6 protein-coding genes are annotated in these 4,247 nt (G+C 47.6%); 5 read left to right on the top strand and 1 reads right to left on the bottom strand.

What is annotated here, in order from left to right; genetic code table 11:
* The 5 genes from ACEW8P_RS20025 to ACEW8P_RS20005 form a co-directional block, all read left to right on the top strand.
* On the top strand, positions 1–268 hold a 268-nt coding region (locus ACEW8P_RS20025), incomplete at its 5' end, for a hypothetical protein (RefSeq protein WP_373514847.1).
* Between the two features lie 39 nt (positions 269–307).
* Positions 308–670 (top strand): high-potential iron-sulfur protein, encoded by a 363-nt coding sequence (locus tag ACEW8P_RS20020; RefSeq protein ID WP_373514846.1) that lies wholly within the window; start codon positions 308–310, stop codon positions 668–670.
* Between the two features lie 54 nt (positions 671–724).
* Entirely contained in the window at positions 725–1,636 is a 912-nt protein-coding gene (locus ACEW8P_RS20015) for an amidohydrolase family protein (RefSeq protein WP_373514845.1), read from the top strand.
* Positions 1,626–2,411 carry an amidohydrolase family protein gene (locus ACEW8P_RS20010; RefSeq protein WP_373514844.1) on the top strand — a complete coding sequence of 262 codons (786 nt, stop codon included), beginning with the start codon at positions 1,626–1,628 and terminating at the stop codon, positions 2,409–2,411. The genes ACEW8P_RS20015 and ACEW8P_RS20010 overlap by 11 nt, the downstream gene beginning before the upstream one ends.
* A gap of 548 nt (positions 2,412–2,959) precedes the next feature.
* The gene (locus ACEW8P_RS20005; RefSeq protein WP_373514843.1) at positions 2,960–3,442 is read left to right on the top strand and encodes a Tn3 family transposase; all 483 of its coding nucleotides are present in this window, start codon (positions 2,960–2,962) and stop codon (positions 3,440–3,442) included.
* 462 nt (positions 3,443–3,904) lie between these two features.
* Here ACEW8P_RS20005 and ACEW8P_RS20000 read toward each other — a convergent pair.
* The coding region (locus ACEW8P_RS20000; RefSeq protein ID WP_373514842.1) for a glycoside hydrolase domain-containing protein at positions 3,905–4,247 on the bottom strand (343 nt) is incomplete at its 5' end.

The raw sequence follows: 4,247 nt of genomic DNA, 5'->3' as shown, positions 1-4,247 counted from the left end.
CAAGCTGAAACTGATCGAGGATTATGCCTACGTCGCCGGGTCGAGAAACGGTAAAAATGAGATTGAAGATTTGGTAGAAAGCGTGAGCAGGATGGATGAGCCCTGGAAAATCGCGGCCCTGAACGGTCTGGCGAATGGTATCAAACGCTCCCAGAATAAAAGTGAAGCCGACAAATCCGTGGTGAAAGCTTTGCAAAAGCTAGAAAAGGGCGCCTCGGCGGGTTTGAAGAAAGCTCTGACTGACATTCGGCAGGTTATGGCGATTTGAGCAGGAATATCAATTGAACAATAAGGGTCTGATTTGAAAATGGAGCAGAAAAACGAACGCAGGGATTTCCTGCAAAAGTGTTGGCAAATGTCCGCCATCGCGCCCGTCGCCGGACTCTGGCTGGTGGCCTGCGGCAGTGCGAAGAAAGGCGCGGCCGCAAGTAAAAAACCGAAGGTCACCGCCGCTAATCCCTGCGAAGATTTGACGGGCGTCCCGGCGGTGGATGTGGAAAAAAGGAAGTCCTTGGGCTACACAAGCCTGTCGCCCATCCCGGATAAGCAATGCAATAACTGCCAGCTTTTCATCCCGCCTAAAGAAGGCGCGGAATGCGGCGGTTGTCTTTTGTTTGCGGGTCCCGTTTCGCCCGAAGGATATTGTACTTACTGGGCGCCAGTGGTGTAGCGCAAATGATTCACCGAAAAACAATCAGTCGCCCGCCGACTTACAAAAAACTTGATGGAAGAACTACTCAATCGTCGCAAATTCGTAACCCGCTCAGCGGGGATTGTGGGTAGTTTGCAAGTACCCAACCTCTTTGCCCACGAGAAACAAACACTCACCGCCGAAAAAGATTTGATGGAGGAAGTACTGCGCTACAAAAAGATCGACGCGCATGCCCATGTAGGCCTGAACTCTCTGACTCCGGCAGAAATTATCGACATCTCTGACCGACTGGGCATCGCTACCTTGATGATCTCAAAGCCGATGAAACCCGGTAGCGTGGGAACGCCCGATGAATTTATCGCTTGCAATGAGGAAGTTCATCAGGCCATGAAAACCTTTCCCAAGCGGTTTATCGGGATGCTGACGCTCAATCCGACCTACCCCAAAGAAAGCATGGAGGAGATAAAGCGCTGCACGGGGCTGGGCATGGTGGGCATGAAGTTGTACAACCATGTCAAGATCAACGACCCGCTGTTTTATCCAGTTATCGAGAAATTCATCGATCTAAAAATGGTCATTCTCATGCACTCGCCTATCGGGAAGTCGAGAGTAGTGCTGAACGAACGCGAACCACCGAATGTCTCTCTGCCCGAAGACTTCGTGGAAGCCGCGCGGCGGTATCCCGAAGCCATGTTTCAGTTTGCCCACATCGGTGGCGGTATCGACTGGGAAGATGCCTGCAAGGCGCTGCAAGACTCCCCTAACGTCTATGTCGATGTATCGGGAAGCAACAACGAAGGCGGCATGATCGACTTTGCCCTGCGCTACATCGGCGAAGATCGCTTGCTATTTGGCTGCGATTACTCCTTTTACCAAAGTGTGGGCGGCATGATCGCCGCCGACTTGACGGAGGCCCAACGAAAAAAGATATTTTTCGAAAACTACCAGGCTATCCTCAAAAAATCGGGTAGGAATGTTAATTGACAGCAACAGCTACGTGGGACATTGGCCATTTCGGCAGTTGCAGGGCAGCAACTGCCGGGGACTACTTGATCGAATGAATCGACACGGGATAGACGTCTCGCTGGTGAGTAATCTCAACGGTGTTTTTTACAAAAACACTCAAAACGCAAATGAGGAACTATACAACGAAATAAGGTCTGAGAAGCAATTTGCCGATCGGATAATTCCCTTCGCGGTGATCAATCCGGTGTACAGCGGCTGGAAAAATGATCTGGAAGTCTGCCACAAAAAGCTGGGGATGCAGGGCGTACGACTGTACCCGAAGTACCATCGCTATGAACTCGACCATCCCAACTGCATCGAGTTAGTAAGAATAGCGCGCGACCGCGGGCTGCCCGTAGCCCTATCGCTACGCATGGTGGACAGTCGCACTAGTTCCTGGCTGGATGTGGAAAAAGAATGGGCATTGAAAGATATTCTCCCCATTATCAAAGCCGTATCGGATGCAAAGTACCTAATACTGAACATTGCTAACAGCACCGCCATGAGCGAGTATGATCTGGACTGGTTTAAAAAGACCGACCTAATTATGGATACTTCGGGCCGGGGCATTTCCGACCTCGGCCAACTAATTGCCCGGTTTGGAAAGGAGAAATTCGCTTTTGGCACTCATGCCCCGATCCTGGATGACCGCACCGGACTGCTGCGCATAGAGGCCATGCGGGACAGTGAAGCGGATACCCAAACCAAAAGTATGCTTAAATCGGGGAACGCGAGGCGATTTTTAAAGCTATAATGCTTGAATCCGCATCTCGAAAAGGTAAAGCGGCGCATTCAAAAATTCTGTTTAACATAAAAATGTATTACCCTGAAATTGTATTGCCCTGACATAGCCTTACACAATCTCAAAACCGGAAATTCCAATCCCAGATTGTCGAGTTGTGCCGCTTTGGGATATTTTTCGAGCGGCAGTTGCTTACTGAATTGTGAATTTCACGAACTCACTTTGAAATGAGCTACACATACGCTTTTCGATAAGGCTTATTTGGTATGGCACAACATTCGGGGGTCGCACACATTCGTACGGAATGTTCTATCTAAAATAGATTATACTGATAATTAGCACCTTACAAGGCTCGGTAAGGAAATCGTTCGTTTTCTTTACTAAGTCAAGGTTTAGCCGATTGAGTGCTTTTGGGTCTTTTTTCCGGGCAATAAACTAGGTCAAATATTGAAAGTAAACCCTCAGCTACTTCAAGTTAGGTAATTTCACTTGCGGAATTGGCTTGGTGGAACATTCCGTACGAATGTTGGCCACTCCCCAATCATGCGCTGCCATCGACCTTGCTACGGAGGCTGACTTCTTACGCCAGCCAGCATCCGCTTTACCAGGCGCTGCGTGAGCTGGGCCGGATCGTGCGCACTACCTTCCTGTTCCAGTACATGCATGAGGAAGAAATCCGTCGCCGGGTGAACCACCAGTTAACCAAAGTCGAGAATATGCATCAGTTGGCGGCCGAACTAAATTTGGGTAAAAACGGACTGATCCGGTATGCAACCAAGGAAGACCTGTTGGTGATGGCTCGCAGCAAGCAGTTGTTGATCAATTCAATAACGTGCTGGAATATGCTCCATATTTCCCAAAGGCTACAGGAACTGTCCCCAGCCGAGCGTGACCAATTGCTAGCCAGTCTGCCCGACACCGCTCCCCTGAGTTGGAAACACATCAATTTTCAAGGAGAGTACGACTTTTCGGAGGGCACGTTACGAAACTTGGTCAGCCTGGAACTGGAACAACTCCTCAAAGGGGAATCAAAGCAGTTTTGATGGAACATTTCGTACGAATGTGGGCGCCCCCCCGTAGTCATACCTTTGTGGTTACCAGACTACAAAATAATGACTACCGCCCCTTGCGCAGGTAAAACTACCTCTTTTTTCCAACTGCTTCAAAACACGCCCGGTCTCGACAGGCGTGACAACCGGGGCAAGAAACACAATATGGCGTTCGTACTTAAATATGTTTCGTTGGAAAGTAATTTTTGGCGAGCGGGTATACGCTCGCTTGCTGGCCAATCAACAGAGCGAAGCCCGGATTAAAGCTACCTGTTTGAATCGATTCACCAGACTGGGTATGCCAAAGGCCGTCAAAAGGGCACCAACATAACCATACAATAAAGCCAGTTGAGCAATGTAATTTTTGGACTATATCAAATAATTCTTCAAGTGATAACTGATACTGATATATATAAATCAAAAAATTTCACTTTTGTAATAACTCGATTGTTTTTATTAATTAGGTATAGAAGTCATTTCAAAAAGTAATACTCCACCTTTTACGATGTCAGTATATGACAATTTATAGTCTGAGACAGGCTTTCCATTTAGGTGTATTGACTTTACATAAATATTCTTATCAGAGAAATTTGATGTTTTTATTTCAAATAACTTTTCACCGAAGTTAATTTTTGCGTATTTAAATGCCGGCCGCCCGATATCAAAGATACCTGAAGCCGGATTAACCGGATAGAATCCAAGAGAACTCAGAATGTACCAGGCGCTCATTTGCCCATAATCAACATTTCCGGATATTCCATTAGGTTTCGGTTTATACATTTTGTGTAGGATTTCCTTT

It is taken from the genome of Persicitalea sp. (assembly GCF_041751555.1).
GTDB lineage: Bacteria > Bacteroidota > Bacteroidia > Cytophagales > Spirosomataceae > Persicitalea.
Note: the sequence above shows the minus strand (reverse complement) of the source record. Positions and strands in the feature narration are given on the sequence as shown.